This window comes from Allobosea sp. BK604 (assembly GCF_004341515.1).
Taxonomy (GTDB): Bacteria; Pseudomonadota; Alphaproteobacteria; order Rhizobiales; family Beijerinckiaceae; genus Allobosea.
The window spans coordinates 255,574-272,431 of the sequence record NZ_SLZF01000001.1 but is presented as its reverse complement, the minus strand read 5'-3'; the positions used below and the strand labels follow the sequence as shown (position 1 = coordinate 272,431).

The window sequence follows — 16,858 nt, the reverse complement described above, 5'->3', positions numbered from 1 at the left end:
ACGCGGAAATGCTCTAGTCGGCCTTCTCGCCCAGCCGCTTTACGGCGCCATGGCCGCGCGCGTCCATGAACAGGTGCACCTTGTTCTGGAAGCCGGCATCGTCGCCGGAGGCGAGCAGGGCGGCGTTGTCGGCGCAGGCCGTGCAGAGATCCTCGACCCAGGGCTGTTCGGCCTTGCCGAAATCGTTCAGCACATAGCCATGGACCAACGCCTTGTCGCCGGGATGGCCGATGCCCATCCGGACGCGGCGGTACTCATTACCGATCATCGCCGTGAGCGAGCGCAGGCCGTTATGCCCGGCATTGCCGCCGCCGAGCTTGATGCGCAGCTTGGCCGGCGCGAGGTCGAGCTCGTCATGGAAGGCGACGACATCAGCGGGCGTGAGCTTGAAGAAGCGCATCGCCTCTCCGACAGCGCGGCCTGACTCGTTCATATAGGTCTGCGGCTTGAGCAGGATGACCTTCTCGGTACCGATCGTGGCTTCGCAGGCTTCGGCCTGGAAGCGGGAGCGCCAGGGCGAGGCGCGGTGGGCGCGGGCGATGGTGTCGAGCGCCATGAAGCCGATATTGTGGCGGTTATGGGCGTAGCGCGCGCCCGGATTGCCGAGGCCGGCGAAGATCAGCATGGGAGGCTCCGGCGGGCGCGCTGGCCCAAAAGCAAGAACGGCCGGGTTATACCCGGCCGTCCCGTTTCGTCCATCAGGCCTTAGGAAATCAGGCCTTCTTGGCGTCGGCCGCCGGAGCCTCATCGGCCGCGGCCGGGGCGTCCTCGATGACGGTCGGCGGGATGATCGTGACCAGCGTGAGATTCTCGCGCGAGGTCAGCGAAGCGCCAGCCGGCAGCTTGATGGCGTCGATATGCAGCGTGTCGCCAACCTGGAGACCGGCAACCGAGACATCGAGCGACTCGGGGATGTTCTCCGGAGCGACTTCGATTTCGACGGTGTGCTCGACGAGCTGCATCGTGCCGCCGCTCTTCAGGCCGGGCGAGGCTTCCTGGCCGACGATGTGCACGGGCACCTGGACCTTGATCGTCTGGCCTGCGGCGACGCGGAGGAAGTCGACGTGGAGCGGGGTGTCCTTGACCGGGTCGAGCTGATAGTCGCGCGGAATGACGCGGGTCTTCTTGCCCTCGACATCGATCTCGAAGACCGTGGTCAGGAAGTGGCCGGCATAGATCAGCAGGCGGGTCTGGTTGGCATTGAGCGCAATCGCTTCGGGAGCGGCGCCCGCGCCGTAGATCACGGCGGGTGTCAGGCCTTGACGACGAACTGCCCGGGCGGCCCCCTTGCCGACCTGGGCGCGCGCCGAAGCCTGGATTTGCTTCGCGGCGGTCATGATATCTGTCCTTGCTCTTAAAAAAGACGGCCGCTCACGCGGCCGGCGGTTCGCGCCCGTGCCTCCAAGGGTGTCAGTCGGGCGCGCGCAGGCTCATAGGCGAAAATGGGCGATGGGGCAAGCGAATGCCGCGCCTCAGGCCGCCAAAAGTCCGAGCCGCTCGTCGCGCCGCCGCAGCAGATGCATCAGCGGCAGCGCCAGAAGCACCATCCAGGCCTTGCCGACAATCTGGCCGGCCAGGAAGTCGAGGCTGCCGAAGGCGAGCCAGAGGAAGACGATGCTGTCGACGACGAGGCCGATCAGGCTCGAGGCGGCCACGGCCGCAACGAAATTGCGCTTCTGCAGCGGGGTATAGACCGCGAAATCGGTGAGTTCCGAGAGCAGGAAGGCGGCCATCGAGGCGATGACGATCGCCGCGGGCGCCAGCAGGCCCGAGATCAGCGCGCCGACGGCGATGGCGCCGAGCCCGGCGATCGGGCCGAGGCGGCGCTGGACGATGTCGCGCAGCACGAGCGCAAGCCCGATCATCAGCACGCCGCTCGGCGCGCTCAATCCGGGGGCGACAGGCACGAGGCAGGGCCCGTCCGGCACGCAGACCGTGCCGACATGGCCGATCAGCCAATTGGCGAGCGGAATGGTGAGTGCAAACAGGACAAGCGCAATGACGCCTTCGATATGGCGCTGCCGATCACGATTCATAGCTCGGTCCGCTGTCTTCGGGTGAAACGAGATAGGCGGCATAACCCTTCGCGCGCAAATCGCAAGCGGGGCAGGTGCCGCAGCCATAGCCCCAGGGATGACGCGTCTGCCGGTCGCCGAGATAGCAGCTGTGGCTTTCTTCGATGACGAGATCGAGGAAGTCCTGGCCGCCGAGCGCCCTGGCGAGCGCGAAGGTCTGGGCCTTGTCGCGCCACATCAACGGGGTGTGCAGCACGAGTCGCCGATCGAGGCCGAGATTGAGCGCGACCTGCATCGCCTTGACCGTGTCGTCGCGACAGTCGGGATAGCCGGAATAATCGGTCTCGCAGACACCGAGCACGATGTGCTTGCAGTCACGGCGATAGGCGAGGGCGGCCGCGAAGGAGAGGAAAATCAGGTTGCGGCCGGGCACGAAGGTGGTCGGCAGGCCGCTCTCGGAGAAGGCGATCTCGCTCTCGCGGGTCAGCGCGGTCTCGGAAATCGCGCCGAGCGCCTTGAGGTCGATCAGATGATCGGGGCCGAGCCGCTCGGCATTGCGGCCGCCGCGCTGTAGCAGCGTCGTGCGGATCGACACGCGGCATTCCAGCTCGACGGCATGACGCTGGCCATAGTCGAAGCCGACCGTCTCGACGGAATCGAAGCGGGCGAGAGCCCAGGCGAGCGCGACGGTCGAATCCTGCCCACCGGAGAACAGGACGAGAGTGCGGGAGGCGCTCATCGCGCCAAGCCTCAGGTCATTGCGAGCGTAGCGAGGCGATCCAGGAGGAGTGCGTGAGGCCCCTGGATTGCGTTGCTACGCTCGCGATGGCGGATGAGCGGACTGCCATGGCCGCACTTAGGTCATCGGACCGGATACCGCATCCGATCCGATGACCCAGCTCCTTGTTTGTGCATCGGCTTTTCCGAAAACCGCAATTCACTTTTCGGGCCGATGCGCTAGTCGAACAGGCTGGAGACGCTGGTCTCGCTCGCGGTGCGCTCGATCGCCTCGCCCATCAGGTTCGCGATGGAGATGACGCGGATGTTGCGCGCCACCTTCACGGCCTCGGTCGGCATGATCGAGTCGGTGATCACCAGTTCCTTGAGCTTGGAATTGGCGATGCGCGCCACCGCGCCGCCGGAGAGCACGCCATGGGTGATATAGGCGTAGACCTCCTTGGCGCCCTGATCGAGCAGCGCTTCGGCGGCATTGCAGAGCGTGCCGCCGGAATCGACGATATCGTCGAGCAGGATGCAGCAGCGGCCCTCGACATTGCCGATGATGTTCATGACTTCCGACTCGCCCGGCCGGTCGCGGCGCTTGTCGACGATGGCGAGAGGCGCATCGATGCGCTTGGCGAGCGCGCGGGCCCGGACCACGCCGCCGACGTCAGGCGAGACCACCATGGCGTTCCTGTAGTCGAGCCGCTCACGGATATCCCGCGCCATCAGCGGCGCGCCGAACAGGTTGTCGGTCGGGATATCGAAGAAGCCCTGGATCTGCCCGGCATGGAGATCGAGCGTCAGCACGCGGTCGACGCCGGCATGGGTGATCAGGTTGGAGACGAGCTTGGCCGAGATCGGCGTGCGGCCAGAGGCGCGCCGGTCCTGGCGGGCATAGCCGAAATAGGGGATCACCGCCGTGATGCGCTTGGCCGAGGAGCGGCGCAGGGCATCGGTGATGATCAGGAGCTCCATCAGATGGTCGTTCGTCGGGAACGAGGTCGACTGGATGATGAAAACGTCCTGGCCGCGGACATTCTCCTGGATCTCGACGAAGACCTCCATGTCGGCGAAGCGCCGGACGGACGCCTTGGCGAGCGGGATGTCGAGTGAGGCACAGATCGCTTCGGCGAGCGGCCGGTTGGAATTGCCGGCGACGACTTTGATCGAAGAGGGCATGCCGGGGCGCACCGTAGAGTCTGGCAGGTTCGGGCCGCGGCGGCGGCTCGATTTGACGGGCTCTTAACAGCGTGATGACAATGAGTCGACTGTTGCACTGCAAAAACGCAGTGCGAATCCGAAATACCGCCCTTGCTGTGAGCGCCGAGCGGTCAGGTCAGGCCGCCGGCAGAGCCCAGCCGGACCCTCAGGAGCGCTTGCCGCTCGCCGCCGAGGCGGTCTTCGTCTTGGCCTTGTCTTTGGGATCGGCCACAGCCGGCTTCTCCGCAGCGGGGACGCTGACGAGGAAGGTGGCGATCGCGTCCATCGAATCGGAGGCCGCCTTGGCGACGATGGTCTGGTCGATGCCGGCCCAGGGATCCTCGCCGCCACCGCGCTTGCCGAGGCTCTCGCCCTGGACGCGCTGGGCGCGCTTCTTGGCCTCGTCGTAAACATCCCAGACGAAGGCGAGGGAGGTCTGGCCATCCTCGGTGGGCTGGGCGGTGAGATAGCCGCGGACGCGGAAACGGGCCGGCGCGTTGCTGGCGACGATCTCCATCTTGCGCTCGGCCGCAGCCTCGCCGAGCAGGCTGGCGAAGCGGGTGGTGACCTGGTCCGGCGCGCCGGAAATGCTCTGGACCGAGACGGGGACGCCGGGGGCGTCGACTCGCGGACGTTCCGCGGTGGCGGTGGTTTCCTGGCAGCCCGCGAGCGCAAGCGCGACGACCGGCCCCAGCATGAGACCCTTCAAACGACCGAACATGACGCCTCCCGCTTTTTGCGACGGGTTGGATTTCTTAAGAATTCCTTGCGAGCCCCTTTTAGGCTCAACGGGTGGCGAGGTCCAGATCGGGAAGATTGATCGGTTCACAAGAGCTTTCGCCGACTAGATAAGTTCGGCCGAGGCACATCGCCGTCTCGCTCTCCGAATCCATCAGAATCATATGGGCGAACATCACCATGCCCGGCACGAGCGGCCAGTCATTGTCCTCGTAGAACATCGGCCAGTCCATCCAGCTCGGGGTGAATTTGGCGCCGAGCGAGTAGCCGCAAGCATTGAGCCGGTGATTCGACAGGCCGTGCTCGTCGAAGACCTTTGCATGGGCGGCGAAGACGTCGCCGGCGCTGCGGCCGGGCTTCAGCTCCGACTCGCAGGCGAGCAGGGCGGCCTTGGCGGCGGCATGATAGGTCAGATGCAGCGGCCGGGGCTCGCCGACCACGACGGTGCGCATGATCGCGGCGTGGTAATGCCGATAGGTGCCGGCGAATTCGAGCGTGATCTGGTCCCGCTCCGAGAGCTTGCGGCGGCCGGCCTTGTAGCGGCAGAGCAGGGCGTCCTGACCCGAGCCGATGATGAACTCATTGGCCGGATAGTCGCCCCCGCCGGAGAAGATCGCATTGTGCTGGGCGGCGAGAATGTCGCCTTCGTCGGCGCCGGCGCGGATCAGGTCGAGCGCGGCGCGGTCGGCCGCGTCGGACAAGCTTGCCGCCTGGCGGACATAGGCGATCTCCTCCGACGATTTCACGGCGCGCAGGCGGGTGACGATCGTCGAGGCATCGACGAATTCGCTGAAGCCTTCGAAGGCGGCCTCGAGCTTGCGGCCGTTCGAGGCGACGAGCCCGTAGGATTCGAACTCGACGCCGATGCGCTTGCCGGCGAGGCGCAGGTCGCGGGCGAGAGCCAGCAGGTCATTGGCGGGATCGGCGTCCTTGCCGTCCTTCCAGACGCGGATGCAGCTCAGGTTCGAGGTGTGCTGGGCCTGGCGCAAATCGGCGGAGCGGGTCAGCAGCGCCATGCTGCCATCGGCCTTCACCACCAGGCACTGGAAGAAGCAGAAGCCGAACGTGTCGTAGCCGGTGAGCCAGAACATCGATTCCTGCTGGAACAGGAAAAGCGCATCGAGCCGCTCCTGTTGCATCGTGGCCAGCAGCGAAGCGCGGCGGCGAGCAAACTCGGCGGGTGAGAAATGCAGGGCCATGTCACGAATCCGTAGCGAGGCGTCACCGGATCAGTAAGCGTGGCGTGCCGGTGGGCCAAGCCCTGTTTTGCGGGAGAGGCGGAACGGCCGGGGGGCGAGACGCCTGGGTGAACAGCTCCTTTTCGCTGGGCGCTTCGTCTCCCATGTCGATCATGCTAGGCAGACCCCAAGTCCCGGCACCGGAGATAGCAATGGTCACGACCTCGAACCGTATTCTCGACGATCTCGCCCGCCTCGTGACGGACGCCGCCGGTGCGGCCCAGGGCGTGCGGCGCGAGGTCGAGACCGTGGCGCGCACGCAGATCGAGCGGCTGCTGCGCGAGCTCGACGTCGTCTCGCGCGAGGAGTTCGAGGCGGTGCGCGAGATGGCGCTGCTGGCGCGCGAAGAGAACGACAAGCTCGCGGCGCGGCTGGCCGCTCTCGAGGCGGCGCAGGCCAAAAGCTGAGGTTTTTGCCTTTCGCCACGTCCTCGGGACGAGGGGTTTGGGCTCTGAACGGCGGTTGACCTTCCGGCTGTGGACAGCCGCGAGCAGGGATTGAGCAGCCACCCCGAATCCGAAGAGCCTGCGGCCGTGTTGGGAGCGTCACAGCGCCTGCGCTATCGTCGATGAAAGAGGTGATTCGCCGGTGGGCCTGCCAGGGCCGATACCGGTGAGGCGAGGACATGTATTCGAGTGGGCATGATGCCCTGGAGGCGGCCAGAAGGCGGCTTTCGGCAGCGTGATCTCAGTCCTCGCAGTCGGGTTGCGTCCTTTTTCCGTCGCCGTGTTCCCGTTCTCGAACGAGCCGGTTCCGCATCCCGCGGGTGGCCGGCAGTTGGACCTTGGGCATGATGGACCTTGATCTGGACGCCGAGCTTGATCGGCCTTCCAACCCTCTCGACCTGATTGAACGCCTAGCGGCCCTCAACAACTGGACCTTCGACCGCGACAGCGACGACGAGCTCTCCGTCGCCGTGAGCGGCGGCTGGGCCGAATATCATGTCGCGATCACCTGGCTTTCGGAGGTGGAGGCGATCCATATCGCCTGCGCCTTCGACCTGAAGGTACCGGAGCGCCGCCGCGCCGAGGTGCTGCAACTGGTCAGCCTCGTCAACGAGCAGCTCTGGCTCGGCCATTTCGACCTGTGGAGCAGCGAGAACGTGGTGATGTATCGCCACGCGCTGCTGCTCTCGGGCGGCGCAGAACCGACCGACGAACAGGCTGCGGCGCTGATCAAATCGGCGATCGAATCCTGCGAGCGCTATTTCCAGGCCTTCCAGTTCGTGGTCTGGGCCGGCAAGACCGCGCGCGAAGGGCTCGAAGGCGCGATGCTGGAGACAGTTGGCGAGGCCTGAGGCGGTTTTCCTCATGCCCGGGCTTGACCCGGGCATCTCTTGGCGGTTTTCGTCCTGAGCTTCTCGGGCCGGTGCTTTGCGCCGCCCGAGACTGACGCAATTCCAGTGCGAGAGGCCGCCATGACCAGCACCCTGCCGAAAACGCTCGTCCTGATCGGGGCGGGCAAGATGGGCGGAGCCATGCTGGAAGGCTGGCTGCGCATCGGCATGGACCCGGCCGGGATCAGCCTGGTCGATCCCAAGCCGTCGGACGAGATGGTGGCGCTGGCGGCCGAGAAGGGCATGGCCCTCAATCCCGATCCGAAGACGCTCGCGCCGGCCGAGGTGCTGGTGCTGGCCACCAAGCCGCAGATGCTCGACACCGCGGCGCCCGCCGTGCAGGGCTTCATCCATCCCCAGACGCTGGTGATCTCCGTGCTCGCCGGCAAGACGCTCGGCGACCTCGCGGCGCGCCTGCCCAACGCCGCGGCGATCATCCGCGCCATGCCGAACCTGCCGGCCTCGGTCCAGCGCGGTGCCACCGGCGCCGCCGCAGGCAAGGGCGTCAGCGGCGCGCAGAAGGCGATGGCCGACACGCTCCTGGGTAGCGTCGGCATCGTCGAATGGCTGCCGGACGAGTCGCTCGTCGATTGCGTCACGGCCGTCTCGGGCTCGGGGCCGGCCTATGTCTTCCATCTGGTCGAATGCCTGGCGGCGGCCGGTGTCGCGGCCGGCCTGCCGGCCGAGACGGCCGAGCGCCTGGCGCGGGCGACGATCATCGGTGCCGGCGAGATGCTGCACCAGTCGTCGCTGCCGCCGGCGACCTTGCGCCAGAACGTCACCTCGCCCGGTGGCACGACCGCCGCCGCGCTGGAGCATCTGATGGCCGATAACGGTATGGCGCTGCTGATGCGTCGCGCTGTCGCGGCCGCAAAGCGCCGCGCCGAGGAACTTTCCGGCTGAGCGGCCTTTCATAGGTCGCGATCCGGGCCTAGCTTCCCTTCATCGCCAGAGCATGTTCCGCAAATCGGTCCCCCCTTTTGCGATCGGAACAGGCTCCAGCTTAATGTCTGGCGCGACTTCTGATCGTTCGACCGATCTCCGTCGAACGGAAAGCGCGCCGGCGAAGGAGAAGTCAGATGGCGCGCAAACCCGCTTCCCCAACAGCTTCCGAACCCTCCGTCAGCGCGGCGCCGGCCGATCCGCGCAGGCTCGTCGTCGCCGCCCTGTTCAAGCTCGCCGCCGAGCGTAGCTGGGACGAGATCGAGCTTGGCGATATCGCGACCGAGGCCGGCGTCTCGCTGGCGGCGCTGCGCAACCTCTTTCCGTCCAAGCTCGCCATTCTCGGTGGCCTGACCAGGATCGTCGACGAGGCGGTGCTTGCCGGCGCTTCCGACGATCTCGCAGCCGAGCCGGCGCGCGAGCGCATGTTCGACCTGGTGATGCGCCGCCTCGATGCGCTGACGCCCTACAAGGCTGGCTTGCGCCGGGTGGTGCGTGCGGTTCGCCGCGATCCGCTGACGCTCGCCGCGCTCAATCGCGCCTCGGTCAATTCCTGGCGCTACATGCTGGCCTCGGCCGGAATCGCCACCGAAGACGCGCTCGGCCCGGTCCGGGTGCAGGGCGCGGTGCTGCTGATGGCGCGCGTCGCCGAGACCTGGCTCGAGGATGACGAGCCCGAGCTTTCACGCACGATGGCGCGGCTCGACCGCGAGCTGAAGACGGCGAGCTGGGTGCTGTCGCGGGCCGAAGACGTCCACCGGCTCACCGCGCCGCTGCGCGGGCTCGCCCGGGCGCTTTGCGGCGCGCGTCCGCGCGTGCGCCGGCGGGAGCGCGGCGATGCGGATCGGAACGGTGAGGATTACGCGCCGGCTATCTGAGCGGGAGGGCGCGCAGGCGGCCTGTTCCCGCCTGCGTGCCATGATGCGCGCCGACGAACCGGCGGAGCCGGCTCCTTACCCTTGGGTTGCATGGCACCTGCCCAAACGGCAGGAAATGTGACGGAAACGGGGCATTGTTAAGCGGGTCTTAGCCATTTCCTGGAGAATCTGCAGCCGCATATTCTCCAGGGGCGGACCATGGCTTTCTTCAGGCGTATCACCACTCTCTCGATCAGCCAGTCCTTCGCCTTGATCGCCGGGCTGGCCGTCGTCATCGCGGTCGGCGGCGTGGCCTATACGCTGGTCGGCGCGCGCGACGAGATGATCATGCTCAAGCGCAACGAGATGAAGAACGCGGTCGAAGCCGCCGCTTCGACGATCAACGGCTACCTGGCGCGGGCTCAAAAGGGCGAGCTGAAAGAGGCCGACGCCCGGAAGATGGCGATCGACGCCGTCGCCAATGCCCGCTTCGACAACGGCAATTACTATTTCATCGTCGACTTCAACGGCATCAGCGTCTCGCATGCCAACAAGAAGATCGAGACGACGGACATGAAGCCGCTCAAGGACGCCGACGGCAAGTTCTTCGTCAGGGACATGGTCGAGCTCGGCAAGGCGAAGGGCCAGGGCTTCCTCGACTATGGCTGGCTCAAGATGGGCGACAAGGAGCCGTCGCTGAAGATCTCCTACATCATCGCCATCCCGCAATGGCAGTGGGTCATCGGCACGGGCGTCCATGTCGACGATGTCGACCGTGCCTTCTTTCGGATGGTAAGCAGCCTCGCCTATGTGCTGGTGCCGCTCGGCCTCCTGATGCTCGGCCTGGTCGTCCTGCTCAGCCGCCGCGCCAACGGCATGCTGAAGGATACCACGAAGAGCATGGAAGGGCTCGCCGCCGGCGCACTCGACACCTCGATCGCCCATGCCGAGCGTAGCGACGAGATCGGCAGCATGGCTCGTTCGCTCATCGTCTTCCGCGATGCGGCGCTGGCCAAGGCCGAGATGGAGGCCGACAAGCAGCGCGTCGAAGAGCAGGCCAGTGCCGAGCGTGACGCCGCCGACAGCGAGCGCCACCGCAACGAGGCCGAGCGCGCCGATACCGCCCGCAAGCAGGCCGTCGTGGTCGAGGCACTCGGCACCGGGCTCGAGCGCCTGGCCGATGGCGACCTGACCTATCGCATCGAAGCGGCCTTCACGGCCGACTATGTCAAGCTCAAGGACGATTTCAACGACGCCATCGCCAAGCTCCAGGAGACGATGGGCCAGATCGCGACCAATACCGAGAGCATGAAGGCGGGCTCGGGCGAGATCAGCCAGGCAGCCGACGATCTCGCCTCGCGCACCGAGCAGCAGGCCTCCTCGGTCGAGGAGACGGCGACCGCGCTCGACGAGCTGACCGCGACCGTCCGCCAGACCGCCGAGAGCGCCCGCCTGGCGAGCCAGGCGACCGTTCAGGTCAAGTCCGAGGCCGAGCAGTCGACCCAGATCGTGCGCGATGCCGTCACCGCCATGGGCGGCATCGAGAAATCGGCCGACGAGATCTCGCAGATCGTCGGTGTCATCGACGAGATCGCCTTCCAGACCAACCTGCTGGCGCTCAATGCCAGCGTCGAAGCGGCCCGTGCCGGCGATGCCGGCAAGGGCTTTGCGGTCGTCGCCTCCGAGGTGCGGGCGCTGGCGCAGCGCTCCGCCGAGGCCGCCAAGGAGATCAAGGCTCTGATCACCGCCTCGAATGTCGAGGTCGAGAAGGGTGTCGCGCTGGTTGGCCAGACCGGCGGGGCGCTGCAGCGCATGGCCGGCGAGATCACCCGCGTCACCACGCTGGTCGCCGAGATCGCCAGCGCCGCGCAGGAGCAATCGGCCGGCCTCCAGGAGGTCAACAGCGCCGTCAACGAGATGGATCAGGCCACGCAGCAGAACGCCGCCATGGCCGAGCAGTCGACCGCTGCGGCCCATGCGCTCTCGCAGGAGGCCGATCGCCTCGCCGGGCTGGTCGCCCGCTTCCGGGTCGGCGGGGAGGTCGCCGGACTGCAGGCGATGGCCCGCAAGATGGCGAGCGCGGTTGCGCCGGCGCCCCGCGCTGCTAATAGGGCACGCAGGGCGGCGCCTCCGGCGAGCGGAGCGGCGACGGCCCGCAAGCTCGAGCGGAGCGCGCATGACGCCGCCTGGGAGGAATTTTGAGCTCATCGCCTGAACTGGCCGCGCAGATCGGCTTCGACGATTTCCTCAAGGTCGACATCCGCGTCGGCACCATCGTCGAGGCCGAGCCTTATCCTGAGGCGCGCAAGCCGGCGATCAAGCTGGTGATCGATTTCGGCGGCACGATCGGCCGCAAGAAATCCTCCGCCCAGATCACGAAGCACTATAAGCCAGAGGACCTGCCGGGCCGGCAGGTCCTCGCGGTCGTCAATTTCCCGCCGCGCCAGATCGGGAAGTTCATGTCCGAGGTGCTGACGCTCGGCGTGCCCGATGCCGACGGCGAGGTCGTGCTGATCGGCCCGAGCCTGAAGGTGCCGGACGGCGGCAGGATGTACTGATCAGGCTGCCGCCCGGGTCTGCCAGGCGCCGGTCGCCAAGGTCGTCGGCGCCGGATCGGCAGCGGACCAGCGTAGCGGCAGAGCGCCGGCCTGCCGCCAGCCGCGCGTGACGCGGAAGCGCCAGAGCCTCTCGGACCCTTCCAGCAGGCTCAGTTCCGGCCCGTCCCAGACGATCTCGGTCTCGCCCTGGAGCTGAAGGATGTCACCCCTGGCGAAATCGACGAAGAGCAGTGCCGCGCGCGGCTCCAGCAGCAGGTTGCCGAGCGTGTTGAAATAGTTGTTGCCGATGAAATCCGGCACGGTCAGCACGTCGGCGTCGATCCGCACGAAGCCCGGGCGGCCGCCGCGATGCGAGATATCGAGGCCCGAGCCGGAGGCGCTGGCGACAAACAGCGTATCGGAACTGACGATGAGCCGTCGCGCCGCGGCGTCGAGCTGAGCCAGGGGCTCGATCGGGGCGGGAGCCGCGGCCACGCGGACCAGATCGCGCACCTGGATATATTTCGCGCAATTGCCGAAGCTCTGCGACACGGTGACGTCCAGGCCGCCATCATCGCGCGCGGCGATGGTGCCGTTGGCGCGGTTGCGCCGACGCGTCTGGAAATCCAGGCCGAGCAGGCCGATCGGCGCGCCAGGCTGAAGCGGATCACTGGCGGGATCCTGCGGCGAGGGCAGGGCGGCGATGCTGAGCTCGGTTGCGGTCGGGCTCTGCACGAAGCCCGCCTCTCCCGCCAGCACGGTCGCGATCGGCCAGCCCTGGGCATCGCGCCCCGCCACGAAAAGATAGGGCAGGAGCGCGAAGAAATCGCGATGCTGCGCCGGCATGAACTCGCGGATGCCGGCGCCGCGCGAGGCGACGCCGGCACGGGCCTGGGCTTCGAGCTCGCCGGGGTGGAAGGGCTGCGCTTCCATGGCTCAGGCCGCCCGGACAGGGATGGGAGAGCGCGGCATCGGCTTGAAGAAGGGCAGGGCCTCGACCCGTGCGAGCCAGGCCCGGACGGCCGGGTAGGGCTCGAGCGGGATACCGCCTTCCGGCGCATGCGCCACGTAGGAATAGCAGGCGAGATCGGCCAGTGTCGGGTGGTCCGCGGCGAGATAGCTGCGGCCGGCGAGATGGCCATCCATGAAACTGAGCACGCGCTCGGAGATCCGCTCGGCGCGGGCCGCATCGTCCTTCAGGCCAAATTGGGCGATGAGCCGCGCGATGCTGGGCCCGTGCATCACCTCGCCGGCGGCGATCGAGAACCAGCGCTGGACCTGCGCGGCCGTGACCGGGTCATTCGGTAGCCAGTCGCTGTCCGGCGCATAGCGCTTCACCAGATAGACCATGATCGCATTGCTGTCGGCGAGCGTGAGATCGCCATCCTGCAGCACCGGGATCTGGCCGAGCGGATTGAGCGCCCGGAAAGCCTCGCTGCGCCTGACATCTGCGGGCGCGGCCTCGATACGATAGGGCAGGCCGAGCGCGAGCAGCACGAGCTCGACGCGGTGGGCGTGACCAGAGAGCGGCGTGCCGTGCAAGGTGATCTCGGGTTGGGACATGCGGGCCTCCTGCGTGATCTTGCATCGGACTTTGATTGTTTCAGCCAGGATGCGAAATCGGCTATCTCTGGAAATCAGAATTCCATTTTGAGGAACGAAGCGTGGACCGTCTCGACGAGCTGGCGATCTTCGTCGCGATCCTCGATACCGGCAGCCTCGCCGGCGCCGGCCGGCAGTTGCGGCGCTCGCGCCCGGCGGTCACCCGTGCCCTCGCTGCGCTGGAGGCGCGCGTCGGCGCCAGGTTGATCGCGCGCAGCACGCGCCAGATCACACCCACCGATGCCGGCCGGGAGCTCGCGGCATCGGCGCGGCGCATGCTGGCGGAGTACGACGCGGTGCTCAGCGGTGCCTCGGCGATCCCGGTGCGCGGCCTGCTGCGGCTCACGGCGCCGCTCGCCTTTGGCCGCCGGCATGTCGCGCCGATCGTGGCCGAATTCCTCGACCTTCACCCGGAGGTCCAGATCGAGCTCGTGCTCGCCGATCGGAACCTCGACATGATCGAGGAGGATCTCCACGCCGCGGTGCGGATCGGGCCGTTGCCGGATTCGCGGCTGGTCGTGCGCAAGGTCGGCGAAGTCCAGCGCCTGCTCGTCGCGGCGCCGTCCTATCTGGAGCGGCGCGGCGTGCCGAAGCGTCCGACGGACATCGCCGCTCACGATACGGTCGCAGCGGTCGGTGCGGGGCAGGGGATGGTCTGGCGCTTCGGCGGTCCCGGGCGCGGCGCGCGCGTCGCGATCGCACCGCGCTTCATCGTCAACGAGATCGAAGCGATCCTGGAAGCGGCCCGGAGCGGGCGCGGGCTGGCGCGGCCGCTCTCCTATCAGGCGGCCGCCGATCTCGAAGCCGGCACGCTGGTCCGGCTCCTGAGGGAGTTCGAGCCGCCGCCGCTGCCGGTGCAACTCGTCGTGCCGAGCGGCCAGCATCTGGCGCCAAAGGTCCGGGCATTCCTCGACCATGCGGCGGAGCGGCTGCAGCAGCTCGTGGTGATCCGGCCGGAGAGGCCCCTTGACAGTTCGACTGGCGCGGCCGCCTGACGGGATCGTGCCGGACGCCTCAGCGCAGCGAGCCGGCGAAGCCGGTGATCGCCGAGACCACCGCGCCCTCGCGGCCGATGAAGCCGTGATGCGCCTGCGCCTGGCAGGGGTTGCCGGTGGACGAGCCGCCATCGATCCAGACCGTCCTGGCGCGGCTGCCGGCCCAGCTCTGGAAGGCGACCGCCGCCTCCGGGGTCGTGACCCGGCAGCCGTCCTCGCGGTGATGTACGATCAGCGTCGGCGGCAGGCGGGAGGGATCGCCGAGGCTCGACTGGACGTCGCTCAGCATCGAGGAGGCAAAGACGACGCCATCCGGACGCGAGGCGAGCAGGCCGGGCACCTTGAGCGAGCCGCGGCTCATTGCGACGATGATGACGCGCGGGGCGATGCCGCGCATGATCTCGATCGCCTTGGCCGGATCGGCATCGCCGTCGACAAGGATGCTGGCGATGCCGCTGCGGGCATAGGCGCCGCGCGTGCGCACGATCCAGTTGCCGTGACGGGCGACGTCGCCATCGGCGCTGATCCCGACATAGCCATCGCCGCCGGTGAGCAGCACGAGACCGGCGCGGGCCTTGCCGGCCGGCTTGTTGAGCAGAGCGCGCCCGCCGCCGAACAGTCCGCCACCGAGCTCGACGACCTCTTCGGCCATTGCTGCAACCGGCAAGGTGAGCGCTGCGGCGACCAGCAAGTATCGGATTGTCTTGAGCATCGAGATATCCCCCTATCGCCCGAAGCGGTGTCGGCACCCGGCTCAGCCGAACGGGCGTGCTCTGCTTAGACTGGTTTCGCGAACTATTGTCGACAGTCGGACGAGCGCGGCCCCCTTCGTGAGGATGGTTGCGGCAACCCGGCGAGCACCGGCTCTGAAAGCCTGGGTTGGAGATTGCCCGTGGGACATCGGATTGCTTGCAGTTGTCCCTTTTCACGGTTGTCGATAGTGTGCGCGCAAGATGTCTATTGTCCTTCGGGACAATTATCGGCGGGCGCGACCTGTATTACGGCGAGCGTTCATGGGGATAGCGTGAGTTTGGACACTGGCGTGATGCGATTTTCCAAGAGTTCGTTCACGCCGGCAAGTGGCTCTAAGAGCCGATACTTCGCCAGCTATGCGCGCCTATTCGGTGCAATTTTCCTGACAATCCTGGTAGGCGCGTGCGGTACGCGGCCGGAAAGTGGATTTCTCCTGCCGGTCACCAACCAAGGCCCGGCGACCAGTTCTCATACGATCCTCGTAGCGACCACCCGCCAGCGGGATGAGCGGCCCGGCACGCTGTTCAATGGCGAACGGGCACAGCGGATCGACTTCGCCGAGATTGCCGTCTCGGTTCCGCCCAATCATCAGGACGGTGAGATCGAATGGGCCTCCGAGCCGCCAGGGGATCCGGCAAAGACCTTTGCCGTGCGCAAGGCCGCCTATCTCGATGGTGAAAAGGCTTTCATCGCAGCGCTCAACGCCCAGCTCGCATTGCGGCCGAAGGGGCAGCGCCGGATCTTTCTCTTCGTCCACGGCTACAACACGATGTTCGCGGAATCGGTGTACCGCTTCGCGCAGTTGATCCATGATTCCAAAGGGCAGGGCGTGCCGGTGTTGTTCACCTGGGCGTCCCGCGGACAGCTCACGCAGTATGTCTACGATAACAACAGCGCAACGGCCGCCCGCGACGACCTGGAGCGGACGATTCGCCTGATCTTTGCCAGCAATGCCGAGCAGGTGAACATTCTCGCGCATTCCATGGGAAACTGGGTCACGGTCGAGGCGCTGCGCCAGATCAAGATGACGGGGGGCCTGGCGAACTCCTCCAAGCTGGGGAACCTCTTTCTCGCCGCTCCCGATATCGATATCGACGTCTTCAAGTCGCAGATGCGGCGTTTCGGCAAGCCGGCCAAGCCGTTCTACATCATCGTATCAAAGGACGATAAGGCGCTCGGCATCTCGAATTTCCTCGCGGGCGGGCAATCGCGGCTCGGTGCGGATGCCAATACAGCCGAGCTGGCGGAGCTGGGCGCGACCGTGATCGACATGACCGATGTGAAAGCGCTGGATTCCAGCAATCACGGCAAGTTCGCGCAGCTGGCGGCTGTTGCTCCGCAGCTCGAAGCCGCCTTGGAGCGAGGCATCAGGACGCATCGAACCGGCGCCAGCGCAGGGGAGATCGCCGGAAATTCGCTCGAGGCGATCGTCAAGTTGCCGATCACGCTGATCACGGCGCCGCTGCGGGCAGTCGCCGAGAATTAGGTGGCGTCAGGCTCTGGCGGTCACTGGCGGCTCTGCCGCCACGCCAAGAGCGTCTGGAACAGCGGATAGCAGAAGGTGGCGACGATCGCGCCCGTCACCGCCCAGCCGAGTGCGGCGCCTCCGAGAAGCTCCTGCCCGACATAGGCGCCGAGGAAACAGCCGATCAGGGCCAGCACGATCTTGATGGCAAGGCTCGAACTCGTCACGTCGCTCACCCATGGTCATCGCGTTGCGGTTGCATGGACCGGAAAGGGAGGCGGGACAAGAGCGTCTTGCCATGGAAGCGCGGCTCGCGGGCCTGATTCGTCCAAGCTGCAGGCCACAATCTGACAATGCTGCGACCTGAAGCATGTCCGCGTTTCTTCGAAGCGCGAAAAATTCTCCAGGCTCGTGCTTTATCGCATTGTCTTCACGCGAACCGGTGCCCACTTCGCTC

19 protein-coding genes are annotated in these 16,858 nt (G+C 66.8%); 8 read left to right on the top strand and 11 right to left on the bottom strand.

The window, feature by feature from the left end; all coding sequences use genetic code 11:
- Positions 1 to 13: 13 nt before the first annotated feature.
- The 7 genes from pth to EV560_RS01425 form a co-directional block, all read right to left on the bottom strand.
- Positions 14 to 625, bottom strand: coding sequence for an aminoacyl-tRNA hydrolase (gene pth, locus EV560_RS01455; RefSeq protein ID WP_131853296.1), 612 nt, complete (start codon positions 623 to 625; stop codon positions 14 to 16).
- Positions 626 to 713: 88 nt separating this feature from the next.
- Entirely contained in the window at positions 714 to 1,337 is a 624-nt protein-coding gene (locus EV560_RS01450) for a 50S ribosomal protein L25/general stress protein Ctc (RefSeq protein ID WP_131853294.1), read from the bottom strand.
- A gap of 135 nt (positions 1,338 to 1,472) precedes the next feature.
- Positions 1,473 to 2,036: a VUT family protein gene (locus EV560_RS01445; RefSeq protein WP_131853292.1), complete on the bottom strand. Its 564-nt coding sequence runs from the start codon at positions 2,034 to 2,036 to the stop codon at positions 1,473 to 1,475.
- Positions 2,026 to 2,754, bottom strand: coding sequence for a 7-cyano-7-deazaguanine synthase QueC (gene queC / locus EV560_RS01440; RefSeq protein WP_131853290.1), 729 nt, complete (start codon positions 2,752 to 2,754; stop codon positions 2,026 to 2,028). The genes EV560_RS01445 and queC overlap by 11 nt, the downstream gene beginning before the upstream one ends.
- A 218-nt stretch (positions 2,755 to 2,972) precedes the next feature.
- Complete coding sequence (locus EV560_RS01435) at positions 2,973 to 3,917, bottom strand: ribose-phosphate pyrophosphokinase (RefSeq protein ID WP_131853288.1); 945 nt, start codon at positions 3,915 to 3,917, stop codon at positions 2,973 to 2,975.
- 187 nt (positions 3,918 to 4,104) lie between these two features.
- Entirely contained in the window at positions 4,105 to 4,659 is a 555-nt protein-coding gene (locus EV560_RS01430) for a hypothetical protein (protein ID WP_131853286.1), read from the bottom strand.
- A 64-nt stretch (positions 4,660 to 4,723) separates the two neighbouring features.
- Positions 4,724 to 5,875: a M24 family metallopeptidase gene (locus EV560_RS01425; protein WP_131853284.1), complete on the bottom strand. Its 1,152-nt coding sequence runs from the start codon at positions 5,873 to 5,875 to the stop codon at positions 4,724 to 4,726.
- Positions 5,876 to 6,066: 191 nt separating this feature from the next.
- On the opposite strand from EV560_RS01425, the gene EV560_RS01420 reads away from it, so the two are divergent.
- The 6 genes from EV560_RS01420 to EV560_RS01395 all read left to right on the top strand — a co-directional run bounded on the left by EV560_RS01420 (position 6,067) and on the right by EV560_RS01395 (position 11,607).
- The gene (locus EV560_RS01420; RefSeq protein WP_114829357.1) at positions 6,067 to 6,321 is read left to right on the top strand and encodes an accessory factor UbiK family protein; all 255 of its coding nucleotides are present in this window, start codon (positions 6,067 to 6,069) and stop codon (positions 6,319 to 6,321) included.
- A gap of 383 nt (positions 6,322 to 6,704) precedes the next feature.
- Complete coding sequence (locus tag EV560_RS01415; RefSeq protein WP_131853282.1) at positions 6,705 to 7,211, top strand: type III secretion system chaperone family protein; 507 nt, start codon at positions 6,705 to 6,707, stop codon at positions 7,209 to 7,211.
- Between the two features lie 120 nt (positions 7,212 to 7,331).
- On the top strand, positions 7,332 to 8,153 hold the full coding sequence (proC, locus tag EV560_RS01410; RefSeq protein WP_131853280.1) for a pyrroline-5-carboxylate reductase: 822 nt from the start codon (positions 7,332 to 7,334) through the stop codon (positions 8,151 to 8,153).
- A gap of 176 nt (positions 8,154 to 8,329) precedes the next feature.
- A complete protein-coding gene (locus EV560_RS01405) occupies positions 8,330 to 9,070 on the top strand; it encodes a TetR family transcriptional regulator (protein WP_131853278.1) in 741 nt (246 codons plus the stop codon).
- 198 nt (positions 9,071 to 9,268) lie between these two features.
- Complete coding sequence (locus EV560_RS01400; protein ID WP_207907932.1) at positions 9,269 to 11,251, top strand: methyl-accepting chemotaxis protein; 1,983 nt, start codon at positions 9,269 to 9,271, stop codon at positions 11,249 to 11,251.
- Positions 11,248 to 11,607 carry a tRNA-binding protein gene (locus EV560_RS01395; RefSeq protein ID WP_131853276.1) on the top strand — a complete coding sequence of 120 codons (360 nt, stop codon included), beginning with the start codon at positions 11,248 to 11,250 and terminating at the stop codon, positions 11,605 to 11,607. Before EV560_RS01400 ends, EV560_RS01395 begins: the two co-directional genes overlap by 4 nt.
- On the opposite strand, the gene EV560_RS01390 is transcribed toward EV560_RS01395, so the two are convergent.
- Both EV560_RS01390 and EV560_RS01385 read right to left on the bottom strand, forming a co-directional pair.
- Positions 11,608 to 12,519 carry a pyridoxamine 5'-phosphate oxidase family protein gene (locus EV560_RS01390; protein ID WP_131853274.1) on the bottom strand — a complete coding sequence of 304 codons (912 nt, stop codon included), beginning with the start codon at positions 12,517 to 12,519 and terminating at the stop codon, positions 11,608 to 11,610.
- A 3-nt stretch (positions 12,520 to 12,522) separates the two neighbouring features.
- The gene (locus EV560_RS01385; protein ID WP_131853272.1) at positions 12,523 to 13,149 is read right to left on the bottom strand and encodes a glutathione S-transferase family protein; all 627 of its coding nucleotides are present in this window, start codon (positions 13,147 to 13,149) and stop codon (positions 12,523 to 12,525) included.
- A 101-nt stretch (positions 13,150 to 13,250) separates the two neighbouring features.
- Here EV560_RS01385 and EV560_RS01380 point away from each other — a divergent pair, with 101 nt between their 5' ends.
- On the top strand, positions 13,251 to 14,183 hold the full coding sequence (locus EV560_RS01380) for a LysR family transcriptional regulator (protein ID WP_131853270.1): 933 nt from the start codon (positions 13,251 to 13,253) through the stop codon (positions 14,181 to 14,183).
- Between the two features lie 19 nt (positions 14,184 to 14,202).
- Here the strand turns inward: EV560_RS01380 and EV560_RS01375 are convergent, their stop codons facing one another.
- On the bottom strand, positions 14,203 to 14,895 hold the full coding sequence (locus tag EV560_RS01375) for an alpha/beta hydrolase (protein WP_131853268.1): 693 nt from the start codon (positions 14,893 to 14,895) through the stop codon (positions 14,203 to 14,205).
- A gap of 333 nt (positions 14,896 to 15,228) precedes the next feature.
- Here EV560_RS01375 and EV560_RS01370 point away from each other — a divergent pair, with 333 nt between their 5' ends.
- Positions 15,229 to 16,422, top strand: coding sequence for an alpha/beta hydrolase (locus EV560_RS01370; RefSeq protein WP_131853266.1), 1,194 nt, complete (start codon positions 15,229 to 15,231; stop codon positions 16,420 to 16,422).
- Positions 16,423 to 16,442: 20 nt separating this feature from the next.
- Here the strand turns inward: EV560_RS01370 and EV560_RS01365 are convergent, their stop codons facing one another.
- On the bottom strand, positions 16,443 to 16,628 hold the full coding sequence (locus tag EV560_RS01365; RefSeq protein ID WP_131853264.1) for a hypothetical protein: 186 nt from the start codon (positions 16,626 to 16,628) through the stop codon (positions 16,443 to 16,445).
- Positions 16,629 to 16,858 lie beyond the last annotated feature (230 nt).

What these genes read in the sequence shown, in the direction of transcription:
- EV560_RS01425 (WP_131853284.1), bottom strand. Translation starts at nt 5,875, where the DNA reads ATGGCCCTGCATTTCTCACCCGCCGAGTTTGCTCGCCGCCGCGCTTCG.
- pth (WP_131853296.1), bottom strand. Translation starts at nt 625, where the DNA reads ATGCTGATCTTCGCCGGCCTCGGCAATCCGGGCGCGCGCTACGCCCAT.
- queC (WP_131853290.1), bottom strand. Translation starts at nt 2,754, where the DNA reads ATGAGCGCCTCCCGCACTCTCGTCCTGTTCTCCGGTGGGCAGGATTCG.
- EV560_RS01405 (WP_131853278.1), top strand. Translation starts at nt 8,330, where the DNA reads ATGGCGCGCAAACCCGCTTCCCCAACAGCTTCCGAACCCTCCGTCAGC.
- EV560_RS01400 (WP_207907932.1), top strand. Translation starts at nt 9,269, where the DNA reads ATGGCTTTCTTCAGGCGTATCACCACTCTCTCGATCAGCCAGTCCTTC.
- proC (WP_131853280.1), top strand. Translation starts at nt 7,332, where the DNA reads ATGACCAGCACCCTGCCGAAAACGCTCGTCCTGATCGGGGCGGGCAAG.
- EV560_RS01370 (WP_131853266.1), top strand. Translation starts at nt 15,229, where the DNA reads ATGCGATTTTCCAAGAGTTCGTTCACGCCGGCAAGTGGCTCTAAGAGC.
- EV560_RS01430 (WP_131853286.1), bottom strand. Translation starts at nt 4,659, where the DNA reads ATGTTCGGTCGTTTGAAGGGTCTCATGCTGGGGCCGGTCGTCGCGCTT.
- EV560_RS01450 (WP_131853294.1), bottom strand. Translation starts at nt 1,337, where the DNA reads ATGACCGCCGCGAAGCAAATCCAGGCTTCGGCGCGCGCCCAGGTCGGC.
- EV560_RS01390 (WP_131853274.1), bottom strand. Translation starts at nt 12,519, where the DNA reads ATGGAAGCGCAGCCCTTCCACCCCGGCGAGCTCGAAGCCCAGGCCCGT.
- EV560_RS01435 (WP_131853288.1), bottom strand. Translation starts at nt 3,917, where the DNA reads ATGCCCTCTTCGATCAAAGTCGTCGCCGGCAATTCCAACCGGCCGCTC.
- EV560_RS01415 (WP_131853282.1), top strand. Translation starts at nt 6,705, where the DNA reads ATGATGGACCTTGATCTGGACGCCGAGCTTGATCGGCCTTCCAACCCT.
- EV560_RS01385 (WP_131853272.1), bottom strand. Translation starts at nt 13,149, where the DNA reads ATGTCCCAACCCGAGATCACCTTGCACGGCACGCCGCTCTCTGGTCAC.
- EV560_RS01420 (WP_114829357.1), top strand. Translation starts at nt 6,067, where the DNA reads ATGGTCACGACCTCGAACCGTATTCTCGACGATCTCGCCCGCCTCGTG.
- EV560_RS01375 (WP_131853268.1), bottom strand. Translation starts at nt 14,895, where the DNA reads ATGCTCAAGACAATCCGATACTTGCTGGTCGCCGCAGCGCTCACCTTG.
- EV560_RS01445 (WP_131853292.1), bottom strand. Translation starts at nt 2,036, where the DNA reads ATGAATCGTGATCGGCAGCGCCATATCGAAGGCGTCATTGCGCTTGTC.